Here is a 14822-nt window from a genome sequence, read left to right on the forward strand (position 1 = left end):
GATGGGCGCGGGGCGCCCCGCGGCGGCTCGCCGCCTCCGGTGAGCGGCGGTCGTCACGCCCGGCGGCGCAGCTTGCGGCGCTCGCGCTCGGAGAGGCCGCCCCAGATGCCGAAGCGCTCGTCGTTCTCGAGCGCGTACTCGAGGCACTGCGCCCGGACCTCGCAGGAGGTGCAGATCTTCTTCGCGTCGCGCGTGGATCCGCCCTTCTCGGGGAAGAACGCCTCCGGGTCGGTCTGCGCGCAGAGCGAGTCGACCTGCCAGGAGAGGGCGCCGCCGGGCGCCTCGCTGCCCGAGTCGATGCCCTGGCGCACGCCGGGGACGCCGAGGCGGACGGGATCGACGAACCAGTCCTCGGGGACCGCGCTCATGCCGGAGGCCCGGTCGCTGCCGGGGCCCGCGTCGTTTCCGAAGCCTCTGTCGTTTCCGAAGCCTCTGTCGCTGCCAGAGACGCTGTCGGGAATCGCCATACCGTCTCCTACCCCGCCCGCGAACATGATCGGCGACCGGCTCCTGCCGGAGGGTGGGCCGCCTCAGTAATTACACCGGTGTCATTCGCTGAGGTCAAGTCGCGGACCATAAACCCTCAACCCGCCGTGGAGGGTTCACGACACACCGGCGTGTCGCGACCGTGTCGAAGCTCCCGGGCGGGGTCAGGACCCCGCGGCGCTCCGGGCGCGCCAGGCGCTCTCCACCATCTCGGCGACGGTGTGGCGCATCTCCCAGCCGAGGTCGCGGGCCGCGGTCTCGCCCGAGGCGACTATGCGGGGCGGGTCGCCCGGGCGGCGCGGGGCGACCTCCGGGGTGAAGGCGATGCCGGTGCTGTCGGCGATCGCGGTCATGATCTCGCCGACCGAGGCGCCGGACCCGCTGCCCAGGTTGTAGACGGGCTCGATCGGCTCGCCGGCGGCCAGGCGCTGCGCCGCCGCGACGTGCGCGAGCGCGAGATCGGCGACGTGGATGTAGTCGCGGACGCAGGTGCCGTCCGGAGTGGGGTAGTCGTCGCCGTTGATGCGCGGCGTCCGTCCGGCCAGCAGCGCCTCGAACACCAGCGGGAAGAGGTTGTGCGGGCTGGTGTCGTAGACGTCCGGGTAGCCGGAGCCGACCACGTTGAAGTAGCGGAGCGAGGCGTGGCGCACTCCGTGCGCGCGGCCGGCGTCGGCCAGCAGCCACTCGCCGATCAGCTTCGACTCGCCGTAGGGCGACTCGGGGCTCTTGGGGGTGCTCTCGGTGACGAGCTCGGCGTCGACCGCGCCGTACACCGCGGCGCTGGAGGAGAAGACGATCGAGCGGACGCCGGCGCGCTCCATCGCGGCGAGCACGCGCATCGTTCCGGTGACGTTCTGCTCGTAGGTGTGCAGCGGGCGCTGCACCGAGACTCCCGCGTACTTGAAGCCGGCGACGTGCACGACGCCCTCGATCTCGTGCTGCGCGAAGACCTCGTCCAGCAGCGCCTCGTCGAGGATCGAGCCGCGGTGGAACGGCACGCCCTCGGGGACGAAGCCCTCGTGGCCGGACGACAGATCGTCGAGGACGACGGGGTCGATGCCCTGCTCGGCGAACGCGCGCACCACGTGCGCTCCGATGTACCCGGCTCCCCCGGTGACCAGCCATGCCATGTGGATCCTCCTCGATGACGGGCGCCGCGCGCGCACCGACGCAACCCTAGCGGCGGGGTGACGCGGGCCTGGTGGCGGGATCTCGTGGTGTCACGATATCCTGCCGCCGTGCTCCACTCCGTCGCCGTCCTCGCCCTGCCCGGGGTCGCCCCGTTCGAGTTCGGCGTGGTCTGCGAGGTGTTCGGGATCGACCGGCGCGACCACGGCGGGCCGGTGTTCGACTTCCGCATCGCGACCGCGGATCCGGGGCCGGTGCGCACCTCGCTCGGCTTCGAGCTGATGATCGCCGACGGCCTCGAGGCGGCCGAGGACGCCGACCTGATCGCCGTGCCGGCGCACCCGATCGGCCCCGCCGACGATCGCGTGCTCGCCCTGCTGCGCCGCGCTCACGAGCGCGGGGCGTGGATCGTGAGCGTCTGCAGCGGCGCGTTCGTGCTGGCCGAGGCGGGCCTGCTCGACGGGCGACGGGCGACGACGCACTGGATGCACGCCGACGAGCTCGCCCGGCGCCACCCGGCGGTCGAGGTCGACCCGGACGTCCTGTTCGTGCAGGAGGGCCGGATCGTCACGGGCGCCGGGACCGCGGCCGGGATCGACGCGTGCCTGCACGTCGTCCGCGAGGAGCTCGGCGCCGCGGCCGCGAACGTCGTCGCGCGCCGCATGGTGGTGCCGCCGCAGCGCCACGGCGGCCAGGCGCAGTTCATCCCGACGCCGATCCCGGAGGCACGCGCGGACTCGCTCGCCGACGTCACCGAGTGGATGCTGCGCCACCTCGACGAGGAGCTCAGCGTCGACCTGCTCGCCCGGCGAGCGCTGATGTCGCCGCGCGCCTTCGCCCGCCGCTTCCGCGCCGACCTGGGCACCACGCCGCTGGCCTGGCTCAACCGTCAGCGGCTCCTCCGCGCCCAGCAGCTGCTGGAGGAGTCCGACCTGACCCTCGAGGCGATCGCCACCCGCGTCGGCTTCGGCACCGCTGCCGTCCTCCGCCACCACTTCGCCCGCGTGCTGCAGACGACGCCGGCGGCCTACCGCCGCACCTTCGCGTCGGCGGCCGCGGCCGCCTCCTGAGCCGCGCCGGGACCCGCCGACCCGATGGCGGTGGGTCCCGAGACGCGCTGCGCGCTGCTCGACCGGCTTGGTGCGCCCTGCGGGCTGAAAGGCCCTCGGTCAGACGGTGGCGACGAAGAGGGTGCCGCGGCCGGTGACCGAGAGGGCGCGCTCCGACGGCGTCACGTACACGCTGCCGCCGCGCTCGACCTCGACCGAGCCCTGGGCGCCGTGCACGGTGAACGCGCCGTCGGTGGCGATCGCGATGGCCGGTCCGTCGAGCTCGACGCGCACCGGCTCGTCCGAGGTCGGCTCGACGACGGCGAGCAGGAAGTCCGGCACGTCCGGCCGGTAGACCCGCAGCCCGGGCGCGGGCTCCTCGGCCGGCAGGTACGGCACCGGCAGCGGCGAGAACTCGAGCACGCTGACCAGCTCGGGCACGTCGATGTGCTTGGGCGTGAGCCCGCCGCGGAGGACGTTGTCGGAGGCGGCCATCAGCTCGACCCCGGTGCCCGCGAGATACGCGTGGATGTTGCCGGCGGGCAGGTAGAGCACCTCGCCGCGGGCGAGCCGCACGCGGTTGAGCAGCAGCGAGAGCACGACGCCCGGGTCGCCCGGGTAGGCCTCGGCGAGCGAGCGCACCGTCGCCGTCTCGAGGCGGTCCTCGCCCGCCGACGCGGCCACGACCGCCGCGATCAGGGCCGCGACCTCCGCGCGGTCGCCGTCGGCGAGCAGCCAGGAGACCGCCCGGCGGAGCACGACCGTCGGCTCGCCCTCGAGCTGCGCGGCGAAGCGCGTGATCGCCGCCGCCTCCTCCCCCGCGGCGCGACCGGCCAGCTCGGCCAGCAGCGCCCGGGTGCCGTCGAGCTCGCGGAAGCCGCAGAGCGCGTCGAAGCTCTCGGTGAGCGCGTAGATCAGCTCCGGCTTGTGGAACGGGTCCTTGTAGTTGCGCTCGGCCGCGTCGCGCGGGACGCCGGCCTCGTCCTCCTCGACGAACCGGCGCTGCGCCGTCGCTGACGACGGGTGGGCCTGGAGCGAGAGCGGTGCGCCCGCCGCGAGGATCTTCAGCAGGAACGGCAGCCGCGGCGCACCGGACACGGGGTCGACCGAGCCGGCGACTCCGGCGAGCGCCGTCTCGGGCTCGCGGGCGATCCACTCGGCGAGGGTCGACGCGCCGACGGAGGCGGGGTCGAGGATGCGGGCCGGCGAGCCCGGGTGCGCCCCCAGCCACAGCTCCGCCTCGGGTCGGCCGGACGGCGCGGTGCCGAGGGCGTCCGAGATGCCGGTGAGCGAGCCCCAGGCGTAGTCGCGGGGGGTGTTGCCGATCGGGATGAACACGGCGAGGGCCTTCCGTTCCGGGAGCGGTGTGCGAGACGGCACCGTCCGGATCCTGCCGGGGCGGGCCGGGCCCGACGCTAGCAGGATCTACAAGAGCGGCCCCGGAGGAGCGGCCGCCGCTTGGCGCCGATCACCAGCGTCCGCGCCGCCCGGGCACCCCCTTCGTACGCTGGGGGGAGCCGCACCGCCGCCGCTCCTGCGGGCCGAGTCGCTGCGCGCCCGAGCGATGGAGCGATGAACCATGGACAGCACGACCTTCGAACTGCTCAACGCCGACTTCTACGGCTTCGAGTCGCGGCTCACCCCCGCCGAGAAGGAGCTCCTCGTGGGCGTCCGCGCGTTCCTCGAGGAGCAGGTCCGCCCGATCGCCGACGAGTACTGGGAGCGCGCCGAGTTCCCGCGCCAGCTCATCCCCGGGATCCACGCCACCGGCGTGATCGGCCTCTCCTGGCCCGAGACGCGCACGATCGAGAACTCGTCGGTGTTCCGCGGCTGGGTCGCCCTCGAGTTCGGCCGGGTCGACGCGAGCATCGCCACCTACGTCGGCGTGCAGAACGGCCTGGTGATGGGGACGGTCGGCGTCGCCGGCTCCGAGGAGCAGCGGGCCGAGTGGCTGCCGAAGCTCGCCTCGGGCGAGGTGATCGGCGCCTTCGGCCTGACGGAGCCGCACTCCGGCTCCGACTCCGCGCAGGGCCTGCGCACCACCGCCCGCCGCGAGGGCGACACCTGGATCCTCGACGGCGAGAAGCGCTGGATCGGCAACGCGACCTTCAGCGACGTCACCGTGATCTGGGCGAAGGACGTCGCCGACGGCCAGGTGAAGGGCTTCCTCGTCCCGACCTCGACCCCGGGCTACCGCGCCACGGCCATCGCCCGCAAGCAGAGCCTGCGCACCGTGCAGAACGCCGACATCGTGCTCGAGGGCGTCCGCGTGCCGGAGTCGCTGCGCCTGCAGGGCGCGAACTCGTTCCGCGACACGGCGAAGGTCCTCCGGCTGACCCGCGCCGAGGTCGCCTGGCAGGCGATCGGCGTCGCGATCGGCGCCTACGACGCCGCCCTGCGCTATGCCCGAGAGCGCGTCCAGTTCGGCAAGCCGCTGGTCGGGCACCAGCTGGTGCAGGACCTGCTGGTGAAGAGCATCGGCAACATCACCGCGAGCATCGCCCTGGCCACCCGGGTCTCCGAGATGCTCGACGCGGGCGAGCAGCGCGACGAGCACTCCGCACTCGCGAAGGCCTACACGACGGCGCGGATGCGCGAGACGGTCGCCTGGTGCCGCGAGGTGATGGGCGGCAACGGCATCGTCCTCGACTACGGGGTCGCCCGGTTCTTCGCCGATGCCGAGGCCCTCTACTCCTACGAGGGCACCCGGGAGATGAACACGCTCATCGTCGGCCGCGCGATCACGGGCAGCGCCGCGTTCGTCTGAGGCGCAGCCCGCCCGTTCGCCGGCCGCCCGCTCCCTAGACTGTTCGCCATGATCCGACGCGCCGCGCCCGCCGCTCCCCGAGCGCTCGCGGTGGCCGTGCTCACGGTGATGCTGGGCGGCCAGGCGCTGCGGAACCTCGCGGGCTGGTGGGGCTGGGGGGTCGTCGTCGCGGCGCTGCTGGTCGGCGTCGTCGTGCTGCTGGTCCGGGTGCGGCCTCGGCTGCGCTGGAGCCGGACGCCCAAGGCGCTCGTCGCCTTCCTCGCCCTCGCCGTGCTCTCGCTGCTCTGGTCGGCGTACCCCGGGGCGAGCGCGATCGGCGTCGTCGCGCAGCTCGCCACCTCGCTCGGGGCGGTCGCCCTCGCCCTGACGCTCAGCACGGCGCAGTTCGTCACCGCCCTCGGCCGCGCGCTCCGGATCACCGTCGGCGCCTCGCTCGTGTTCGAGCTCGTCGTGGCGGTCGTCGTCCGCGCGCCCGTGCTGCCGTTCGTCATCGACCTGCCGGCCGGCCGCATCCCGGACGCCTTCTACTGGTCGCAGGCCGCGCTGTTCACCGGCGAGCCGATCCAGGGGCTCGTCGGCAACCGCAACCTGCTCGGCTTCCTCGCCCTGCTCGGCCTGATCGTCGTGCTGATCGAGCTGGCCGCGCGCAGCCTCCGTCCCCGCTGGGGCGCCGTCTGGATCGTCCTGTTCGCCGCGACGCTCCTGCTCACCCGCTCCGCCACCGTGCTGCTCTGCGTCGTCGCCGTCGCGGCGGCCGCGGCCTTCGCGCTCTGGGCGCGACGCCGTGGCGAGTCGGAGCGGCGGCCCGTCTACGTCACGGCCGCCGCGACCGCCGTCGTGCTCGCGGGCGGCGCGATCGCGGGCTGGGGCACCCTGCTCGGCCTCCTCGGCAAGAGCGAGGACGCGACCGGCCGGCTCGACATCTGGCGCTCGGTCTGGGCGCTCGCCGCCGAGCGGCCCGTCCTCGGCTGGGGCTGGGTCAGCTACTGGGCGCCCTGGGCCGCCCCGTTCGACACCCTCGCCGAGCGCAAGGGCGTCCTCTACCTGCAGGCGCACGACGCCTGGCTCGATGTCTGGTTCCAGCTCGGCATCATCGGGCTGGTGCTCTTCACCGCCCTCGTGGTCTCGACCCTCTGGCGCGCCTGGTTCCGCGCCGTCGACCGCCCGCGCCGCAGTGCGACGACGGCGCTGCCCTACTCGGCCGTGTCGCTCGCGCCGCTGCTGCTGCTCGCCGCCCTCCTCGCGCAGGCGCTGTTCGAGAGCCGGCTCCTGATCGAGAGCGGCTGGCTCCTGCTGGCCGCCCTGGCGGTCCTGACCAAGCAGCCCGCGAACGAGGAGGAGGACGCGCTCACCGCCGAGCCGATCCCCCTCGCCGGCCAGCGCGCCATCCGATGAGGGGCGGTCGGCCGTCGGCTCTGCCGGCCGCCCTCGCGGACGCCCTGGCGTCCCCGCAGTTCGCGGCGGCCCTCGCGCAGACCTCCCTCGTCGTCGTGCTCTGCGCGCCGGCGGTGCGCGGGATGATCGGCTGGCCCGGCTACATCGCGGCGATCGCGACGCTCACCGCCCTCGCGGCCGTCATGCTCGTGCTGCGGCGCGAGCTGCTCGACTGGGAGGGGCTCCTGCCGACCAGCATCCTGGTCTTCCTCGGCTGGATCGCCCTCAGCACGCTCTGGAGCGGCTACCAGTGGGCCACCGCCTCGAGCGTGCTGTACCAGCTCGCCCTCGCCTTCCTCGCGATCGCGATCGGCCTCACCCGCGACATCATCCAGGTGATCCGCGCGGTCGGCGACGTGATGCGGTTCGTGCTGATCGGCTCGCTGGCCGTCGAGGTGCTCTCCGGCGCCCTGATCGACCGGCCGCTGCGCTTCCTCGGCGTCGAGGGCCTCCTGGCCGTCGGCGGCCCGATCCAGGGGCTGGTCGGCACCCGCAACCAGCTGGGGCTGGTCTGCCTGCTGGCGGTCGTCACCTTCTCGGTCGAGCTGATGACCCGGTCCGTGGCGCGCGGCCCGGCCCTCGCCTCGCTCGCGCTCGCCGTGGTCACCCTGGTGCTCACCCGCTCGGCGGTCAGCGCCGGCGTGCTCGTCGTCGCCGCGGTCGTCGCGCTGATCCTGCGCTGGGTGCGCCGCGCCACCGGCGAGCAGCGTCGGCGGCGGCAGTACACGACGCTCGCGGTGCTCGTGGCGTCCGCGCTCACCGCAGGGCTCTTCCGCTTCCGGATCGTCGACCTGCTCAACGCGGGCAGCGAGTTCGAGTTCCGGGTCACCCTCTGGCAGCAGGTCTGGCGCTTCACCGACCTGGCGCCGATCATCGGCTGGGGCTGGGTGGGCTACTGGCGCACCGACCTCTACCCGTTCAACGCGATCGACTTCCTCTCCGGCCGGCCGCACTCCTCCAGCCTGAACGCCGTGTTCGACCTGGCGCTGCAGGTGGGCGTCGTCGGGGTCGCGCTCTTCCTCGTGCTGGTCGGCCTCGCCCTCTGGCGCTCGTGGCTCATCGCCTCCGAGCGGAAGGCGGTCGTGCACGTCTGGCCGGTGCTGGTGCTCAGCGTCCTCGTCGTCACCTCGCTCGCGGAGAGCTCGCTCCTGGTCGACGCCGGCTGGCTGCTGCTGGTGATCTGCGCGATGCGCGCCGCGCAGGGGCTCAGCTGGCGGCGGCTCCTGCACCCCGGCGACCGGCCCGGCGGGCTGCCGCGACAGCCCGCAGCACCGCCAGGTGCTCCTCCCGGCAGCGCTCCCAGCTGAACCGGGCCGCGCGCTCGACGCCCTTCGCGCCGAGCTCGGCGGAGCGCTCGATCGCCTCGAGGATCCCGTCGGCGATCGAGCGCGGCTCGAGCGGATCGACGAGCACCGCGGCGTCGCCGCAGATCTCGGGCAGCGATCCGGAGTCCGCAGCCGCCACGGGGCAGCCGGAGGCCATGGCCTCGATCGGCGGGAAGCCGAAGCCCTCGTAGAGGCTCGGGAAGGCGAGGACGGCGGCGCGCCGGTAGATCTCCGCCAGCTCCTCGGCGCCCACGTGCCCGCGCCACTCGACGAAGTCGGGCAGCGGGCCGAGCTTCTCCAGGTCGCCTCCGGTGAGCACCAGCCGCAGGTCGTGGCCCTCGGCACGGAGCAGGCGCATCGCCTCGAACAGCCGCGCGTGGTTCTTGTGCGGCCAGGCGCGCGCCGGGTAGAAGACGAAGTCCTCGCGCGCGCCCAGGTGCGGGCGGAAGCGCTCGGTGTCTACCCCGAGGTGGGACACGTGGATCCGCTCCTCCGGGATGCCGAGCAGCTCGACGATCCTCCCCTTGGTGAAGGCGCTGATGGTGATGATCGCGTCGGCCCGGCGGGCGGTGGCCTCGTAGGCGATCCGCCGGAAGACGCGCTCGACGCGCGGGAAGAGCTGCGGGAGATCGCGGTGCTGGAGGTCGAAGACCATCTGCACGTGCCCCTGCCGGCGCGACGGCCAGGGCAGCGGGACGGTGAAGGGGAAGTAGAGGATCTCGTCCGGCCCGAGCAGACGCCGGAGCCGGAGCGTGCGCACGAGCGCCTGGAGCATCCCCGTCGCCCGGCGGCGGTGGCCGGCCCCGCTGACGACGCCCTCGGCCACGATCTCGGGCACGCCCTCGCTGAAGCCGCGGGCGTTCTCGGGGACGAGCGCCTGCACGCGCAGCCCCTCCTCCCCCGGCCGCGTCACGAGCAGCCGGGTCAGCGCGCGGGCGTAGGTCTCGCCGCCGCCCATCCCCCCGGGGTCGACGGTGAGCACGGCGAGCGTGACGGCGAGGCGTTCCGGCATGGCGTCCGATCGGATCGAGGCTCCCTCGCGGTGAGGGCCGGGTCAGACTACCCGCGCCCGCCCTCCGCCCCGCGGAGCGTTCGCGGCGGGTGCTCCCCGGCGCGGCGGAGGCCGGTGGGTAGTATGTAGCCCGCTGTCACCGACCCCGACGAAACGGACCACCACGTGCCCCGCGCTTTGATCACCGGAATCACCGGCCAGGACGGCCTCTACCTCGCCGAGCTGCTGCTCGAGAAGGGCTACGAGGTCTTCGGGCTCGTCCGTGGGCAGAACAACCCCAAGTACGAGCTCGTCCGCCGCACCGTCCCCGAGGTGACGCTGCTCACCGGTGACCTGACCGACGTGTCGAGCCTCGTGCGCGTGCTCGCCGCCTCGCAGCCCGACGAGGTCTACAACCTCGGCGCGATCTCGTTCGTCGCCTACTCGTGGGAGAACGCGTCGCTCACGACCGACGTGACCGGCAAGGGCGTGCTCAACATCCTCGAGGCCGTGCGCCTCTACGCCGGCGACGACATGTCGCGCGTGAAGTTCTACCAGGCGTCCTCGTCCGAGATGTTCGGCAAGGTCCAGCAGGTCCCCCAGAGCGAGGAGACCCTCCTCTGGCCGCGCTCGCCCTACGGCGTCGCCAAGGTCTTCGGTCACTACATGACCATCAACTACCGCGAGTCCTACGGCATGCACGCCTCGTCGGGCATCCTCTTCAACCACGAGTCGCCCCGCCGCGGCCCGGAGTTCGTCACCCGCAAGATCAGCCTCGCGGTCGCCCGCATCAAGCTCGGCCTGCAGGAGACGCTGGAGCTCGGCAACCTCGACGCCAAGCGCGACTGGGGCTTCGCCGGCGACTACGTCGACGCGATGTGGCGGATGCTGCAGCAGCCCGAGGGCGACGACTACGTGGTCGCCACCGGCGAGACCCACGAGATCCGCGAGTACCTCGACATCGCCTTCAACCACGTCGGCATCGAGGACTGGACCCCCTACGTCACGCAGAACCCCGCGTTCATGCGCCCGGCCGAGGTCGACCTGCTCATCGGCGACCCGGCGAAGGCGCGCGACGTGCTCGACTGGCAGCCGAAGGTCTCCTTCCCGGAGCTCGTCTCGATGATGGTCGAGAACGACCTCGCCGAGCAGTCCGCGCTGATCAAGTAGCCGCCGTGCCCGCAGCGTTCGTCACCGGGGCGAGCGGACAGGACGGGGGCTACCTCGTCGAGCGTCTGCTCGCCGACGGCTGGGAGGTCTCCGCGCTCGTGCGCGACGAGGACGCCTCCCTGCCCGCGTCCGTCCGCCCCTTCCAGGGCGACCTCCGCGACGCCGCCGGCCTCGGCCGCGTGATCGCCGAGGCGCGGCCCGACACGGTCTTCCACCTCGCCGGGATCTCCTCGGTGGCGCAGTCCTGGCAGGAGCCGGTGCTGACCGCCGAGGTGACCGGCACGGCCGTCGCCGCGCTGCTCGAGGCCGCGCTGGCCCTGCAGGAGTCGGCGGGCCGCGAGGTGCGCTTCGTGCAGGCCTCCTCCTCGGAGATCTTCGGCGCGGCGACCGAGAACCCGCAGACCGAGTCGACGCCGATCCGCCCCGTCTCGCCCTACGGCGCGGCGAAGGCCTTCGCGCACCACCTCGTCGGGGTCTACCGCGGCCGCGGCCTGCACGCGTCCTCCGCGATCCTCTACAACCACGAGTCGCCCCGCCGCCCCGAGAGCTTCGTCACCCGGAAGATCACGGCCGGCGTCGCCGCGATCGCCGCGGGCACCGCGACCGAGCTCTCGCTCGGCAACCTCGACGCCCGCCGCGACTGGGGCTGGGCGCCCGACTACGTCGACGCGCTCGTCCGCGCCTCGCGCGCCGGGTCGGCCGGCGACTACGTCATCGCGACCGGTGTCGCGCACTCCGTCCGCGAGTTCGTCGGCGCGGCCTTCGCCGCGGCCGGCATCGACGCCTGGGAGGACCGGATCCGGATCGATCCGCGCTTCGCCCGCCCGGTCGACGCCCCGGAGATGCGCGGCGACGCGTCGAAGGCCCGGGCCGAACTCGGCTGGGCCCCGACGGTCGCCTTCGAGGAGATCGTCGCCCGCATGGTCGAGCACGACCTCGAGCTCGCCCGCGCCGCGGGCTGAGCACCCGCCGCCGTCCAGCGCCCGTCGCCGTGCGGCGGCGCAGGCGTTACGTACAATGATCTGGCTGCCGCCCCGGCAGTGCTAGGGCTGGGAGTCCGATGAGCAGCAGGAAAACGACGATCACGCGCGCGGCCGACCGCGTCGACGCGATCGCACAGGAGCCGTTCCATCAGAGCGGGACCCAGCCGGGTCAGCGCTCGGGCGGCTTCGTCTCGTCGCTGATCGACATCTTCCGGCACCGCGAGCTGCTCAAGCTGCTCGTGAACCGCGAGCTGAAGGCGCGTTACAAGGACTCGAGCCTCGGCTTCGTCTGGACGCTCATCCGCCCGCTCGTGATGCTGATGATCTACTACGTGGCGATCGGCCAGTTCCTCGGCGCCGCCCGCGGCATCCCGGTCTTCGCGATCTTCGTCTTCTGCGGCCTGACGCTGTGGAACCTGTTCAGCGAGATCGTCGCCACCGGCACGACCTCGATCCTCGCGAACGCGGGACTGATCAAGAAGGTCTACCTGCCGCGCGAGATCTTCCCGGTCGCCACCATCGGCGCCGCGCTGTTCAACTTCGCCGTGCAGTTCCTGGTGCTGATCGTGGGCGCGATCGCGCTCGGGGCGCTCAACGTCAGCTGGCAGCTGCTCTTCATCATCCCGGCGCTCGCGGTCACCCTGGTCTACGGCCTGGCCCTCGCGCTCGCGCTCTCGGCGCTCAACGTCTACCTCCGCGACATCCAGTTCCTCGTCGAGGTCGGCCTGCTGATCTTCTTCTGGCTCTCGCCGATCACCTACGCGTGGTCCTTCGTCGTCCAGACCGTGCCGGGCTGGCTCGAGCAGATCTACCTGCTCAACCCGATGACCAACGCGATGCTCGCCTTCCAGCGGGCGATCTGGGGTCCCGGCTCGCGGGAGACCCAGGTCGAGCAGGCCGACGGCAGCTTCAACACCGTCGCCGGTCAGCCGTGGCCGGCCGACATGGCCCTCCACCTCTTCATCGTCTTCCTGGTCGGGGTCGTGCTCGTGTGGCTCGCCCACCGCGTCTTCCGCCGCCTCGAGGGCAACTTCGCACAGGAGATCTGATCCCATGACGCTCGAGTCCGAGGTCGCCCTTCCCGAGTCGACCGAGATGCCGACCATCATCCGCGTCCAGAACGCCTCCAAGCGCTTCGTGATCCGCAAGGACAAGAGCGTCAAGGAGCGCATCGTCAACTTCGGCCGCGGCAAGCAGCACCGCGACGACTTCTGGGCGCTGCGCGACATCGACCTCGAGATCCCGCTCGGCTCCACGGTCGGCCTGATCGGCGCGAACGGCTCCGGCAAGAGCACGCTGCTCAAGCTCATCGGCGGCATCATCCAGCCCACCACCGGGACCGTCGAGCGCCGCGGGCGCCTCGCGGCGCTGCTCGAGCTCGGCGCGGGCTTCCACCCCGACCTCACCGGCCGCGAGAACGTCTTCCTCAACGGCGCGATCCTCGGGCTCTCCCGCCGGGAGCTCGAGGAGAAGTTCGACTCGATCGTCGAGTTCTCCGAGATCGTCGACTTCATCGACACGCAGGTGAAGTTCTACTCCTCCGGCATGTACGTGCGGCTCGCCTTCGCGATCGCCATCCACACCGACCCCGACCTCCTGCTGGTCGACGAGGTCCTCGCGGTCGGCGACGAGCCGTTCCAGCGCAAGTGCATGGACCGCATCCGCGCCTTCCAGCGCGCGGGCAAGACCATCGTGCTGGTCACCCACTCGCTCGAGCAGGTCGGCGAGCTCTGCGACCGCACGGTCGTCCTGCAGCACGGCAACGTCATCTACGACGGCGAGACCGCCCGCGGCCTCGAGGTCCTGCGCAACGGCTTCGAGAACTCCCGCCAGGAGCGCGTCGAGCGCGAGACCGCCGAGGCGATCGTCGAGGCGGAGGAGGCCGGCGAGGAGCCCGAGCCGCTGCCCGCCGCCGAGATCGTCAGCGTCGAGCTCCAGGGCGGCACGGTCGAGGAGGGCAACCGCACCCTGCGCCCCGGCGACGACCTGACGGTGTCGGTGACCCTGCGCCCGCTCAGCGGCGCCCCGGTCGAGAACTGGTTCGTCGGCATGGGCGTGGACACCCCGCTCGGCCAGGTGGTCTTCGGCACCAACACCATGCGCCTCGGCTTCGAGCACCCGCCGCTCACGGAGCAGACGACCATCACGTTCTCCCTCCCGGACATCCGCTTCGGCGGCGGCACCTACGCCGTGCACGCGTCGGCCTCCACGCTCGGCAACGGCGAGTTCGTCCGCGTGCCGGTCGGCGCCCGCTTCACCGTCGAGCGCAGCGACAAGCGCGTCGGCCTCGTGAGCGTGGCCGCCTCGGCCACCGTCGACGGCGTCACCCGGGCGTGACCGCACGCCCGGTGCGGCTGCTCGTCGACGCGAGCCCCCTCGCGGCCGAGCGGCTCACCGGGGTCGGGCACGTGCTGCTGGAGACGCTGCGCGCCCTCGGCGAGGAGCGCTTCCGCCGCGAGGTCGAGGTGGTCCTCTTCGCCCCCGCGTCCGAGACCGCCGCGATCACCCGGCACGGGCTCGGCTTCCGCGTGCGCGGCATCCCGCTCCCCCGGCGCCTGGTCGGCCTGCTGACCCGGACGCCGGTGCCGATCGACCCGCTGGTCGGCCGCGGGGTCTACTTCTTCCCCAACTACCGCAACTGGGCGCTCAGCCGCCGCTCGCGAGCGATCACCTTCGTGCACGACGCCTGCTTCGCCGTCGCGCCCGAGCTCGTCCCGGCGGCCCGCCGCGCCCTCCTGCAGGCCCGGATGCCCGGCTGGCTGGCCCGCTCCGACCTGGTCGCCACCGGCACCGCGTCCGCGGCCGGCGAGATCGAGCGGCACCTCGGCGTCGCGGGCGAGCGGCTGCGGATCCTGCCGACGACGGTCGACGCGGCGGACTTCCGTCCCCGACAGGCCGACGAGGTCGCCGCCGTCACCGCGCGCGTCGGCGTCGAGCGCTACCTGCTCTACGTGGGCGCCGTCGAGCCGCGGAAGAACGTCGCGGCGCTCGTCCGCGCCTTCGCGGCCGCCGACCGCCCGGCCGGCTGCACCCTGCTGATCGTCGGCGCGACTGCCTGGGACGACGAGGACGTCCGCGAGGCCGTCGCCCGGGCCGCCGACGCGGGCGCCGACGTCCGGCTCTCGCCGGTCTTCGTCGAGGACGCGGAGATGCCCGCCCTGATGACCGGTGCCGACGCGCTCGCGCTCGTCTCGCTGCACGAGGGCTTCGGCCTGCCCGCCCTGGAGGCGGTCGCCACCGGCACGCCCGTCATCGTCTCCGACATCCCGGGGATCCACGACGCGCTCCGCGGGCACGAGGCGGCGGCGACGTTCGTCCCGGTCGGCGACGAGGACGCGCTGCGGAGCGCGATCGAGACCGCTCTCGCACGCCCCCGGCGGGTCGAGCCCGGCCGGATCGCCCCGTGGAACGAGGCCGCCGAGGCGCTCGTGCGGGCCGCGCGGGAGCTCGCGGGCCGCTGAGCCCGCGGACGGCGAGCGCCCGCGAGCC

The 14822-nt window shown here is 73.2% G+C and carries 13 protein-coding genes; 9 read left to right on the forward strand and 4 right to left on the reverse strand.

Annotated elements, in window-relative coordinates; translation table 11 throughout:
* Positions 1–53 precede the first annotated feature (53 nt).
* Both MT353_RS02010 and galE read right to left on the reverse strand, forming a co-directional pair.
* Entirely contained in the window at positions 54–368 is a 315-nt protein-coding gene (locus MT353_RS02010; protein ID WP_123444423.1) for a WhiB family transcriptional regulator, read from the reverse strand.
* Positions 369–650: 282 nt separating this feature from the next.
* Positions 651–1616 carry a UDP-glucose 4-epimerase GalE gene (galE, locus tag MT353_RS02015; RefSeq protein WP_243623494.1) on the reverse strand — a complete coding sequence of 322 codons (966 nt, stop codon included), beginning with the start codon at positions 1614–1616 and terminating at the stop codon, positions 651–653.
* A gap of 108 nt (positions 1617–1724) precedes the next feature.
* On the opposite strand from galE, the gene MT353_RS02020 reads away from it, so the two are divergent.
* Positions 1725–2684, forward strand: a complete 960-nt coding sequence (locus MT353_RS02020) for a GlxA family transcriptional regulator (protein ID WP_243623495.1) — start codon at positions 1725–1727, stop codon at positions 2682–2684.
* Between the two features lie 99 nt (positions 2685–2783).
* Here MT353_RS02020 and manA read toward each other — a convergent pair whose 3' ends face one another.
* A complete protein-coding gene (gene manA, locus MT353_RS02025; protein ID WP_243623496.1) occupies positions 2784–4043 on the reverse strand; it encodes a mannose-6-phosphate isomerase, class I in 1260 nt (419 codons plus the stop codon).
* 199 nt (positions 4044–4242) lie between these two features.
* Between manA and MT353_RS02030 the strand changes: the two genes are divergently transcribed.
* The 3 genes from MT353_RS02030 to MT353_RS02040 are packed head-to-tail and all read left to right on the forward strand — an operon-like array spanning position 4243 to position 8171.
* Positions 4243–5430, forward strand: a complete 1188-nt coding sequence (locus MT353_RS02030) for an acyl-CoA dehydrogenase family protein (RefSeq protein WP_123735239.1) — start codon at positions 4243–4245, stop codon at positions 5428–5430.
* Positions 5431–5478: 48 nt separating this feature from the next.
* A complete protein-coding gene (locus MT353_RS02035) occupies positions 5479–6825 on the forward strand; it encodes an O-antigen ligase (RefSeq protein ID WP_243623497.1) in 1347 nt (448 codons plus the stop codon).
* On the forward strand, positions 6822–8171 hold the full coding sequence (locus MT353_RS02040) for an O-antigen ligase (RefSeq protein WP_123735237.1): 1350 nt from the start codon (positions 6822–6824) through the stop codon (positions 8169–8171). Before MT353_RS02035 ends, MT353_RS02040 begins: the two co-directional genes overlap by 4 nt.
* Here MT353_RS02040 and MT353_RS02045 read toward each other — a convergent pair.
* Positions 8071–9201 carry a glycosyltransferase family 1 protein gene (locus tag MT353_RS02045; RefSeq protein ID WP_243623498.1) on the reverse strand — a complete coding sequence of 377 codons (1131 nt, stop codon included), beginning with the start codon at positions 9199–9201 and terminating at the stop codon, positions 8071–8073. The two genes, MT353_RS02040 and MT353_RS02045, sit on opposite strands and share 101 nt — an antisense overlap.
* A 165-nt stretch (positions 9202–9366) precedes the next feature.
* Here MT353_RS02045 and MT353_RS02050 point away from each other — a divergent pair, with 165 nt between their 5' ends.
* The 5 genes from MT353_RS02050 (at position 9367) to MT353_RS21835 (ending at position 14794) form a co-directional block, all read left to right on the forward strand.
* The gene (locus tag MT353_RS02050; RefSeq protein ID WP_123444375.1) at positions 9367–10350 is read left to right on the forward strand and encodes a GDP-mannose 4,6-dehydratase; all 984 of its coding nucleotides are present in this window, start codon (positions 9367–9369) and stop codon (positions 10348–10350) included.
* Between the two features lie 5 nt (positions 10351–10355).
* Complete coding sequence (locus MT353_RS02055; protein WP_243623499.1) at positions 10356–11312, forward strand: GDP-mannose 4,6-dehydratase; 957 nt, start codon at positions 10356–10358, stop codon at positions 11310–11312.
* A gap of 98 nt (positions 11313–11410) precedes the next feature.
* A complete protein-coding gene (locus MT353_RS02060; RefSeq protein WP_123735234.1) occupies positions 11411–12382 on the forward strand; it encodes an ABC transporter permease in 972 nt (323 codons plus the stop codon).
* 4 nt (positions 12383–12386) lie between these two features.
* The gene (locus MT353_RS02065; RefSeq protein WP_243582407.1) at positions 12387–13670 is read left to right on the forward strand and encodes an ABC transporter ATP-binding protein; all 1284 of its coding nucleotides are present in this window, start codon (positions 12387–12389) and stop codon (positions 13668–13670) included.
* Positions 13667–14794 carry a glycosyltransferase family 1 protein gene (locus MT353_RS21835; RefSeq protein WP_243615400.1) on the forward strand — a complete coding sequence of 376 codons (1128 nt, stop codon included), beginning with the start codon at positions 13667–13669 and terminating at the stop codon, positions 14792–14794. Before MT353_RS02065 ends, MT353_RS21835 begins: the two co-directional genes overlap by 4 nt.
* Positions 14795–14822: the final 28 nt, after the last annotated feature.

This window comes from Rathayibacter sp. VKM Ac-2927 (genome assembly GCF_022815525.1).
Taxonomy (GTDB): domain Bacteria; phylum Actinomycetota; class Actinomycetes; order Actinomycetales; family Microbacteriaceae; genus Rathayibacter; species Rathayibacter festucae.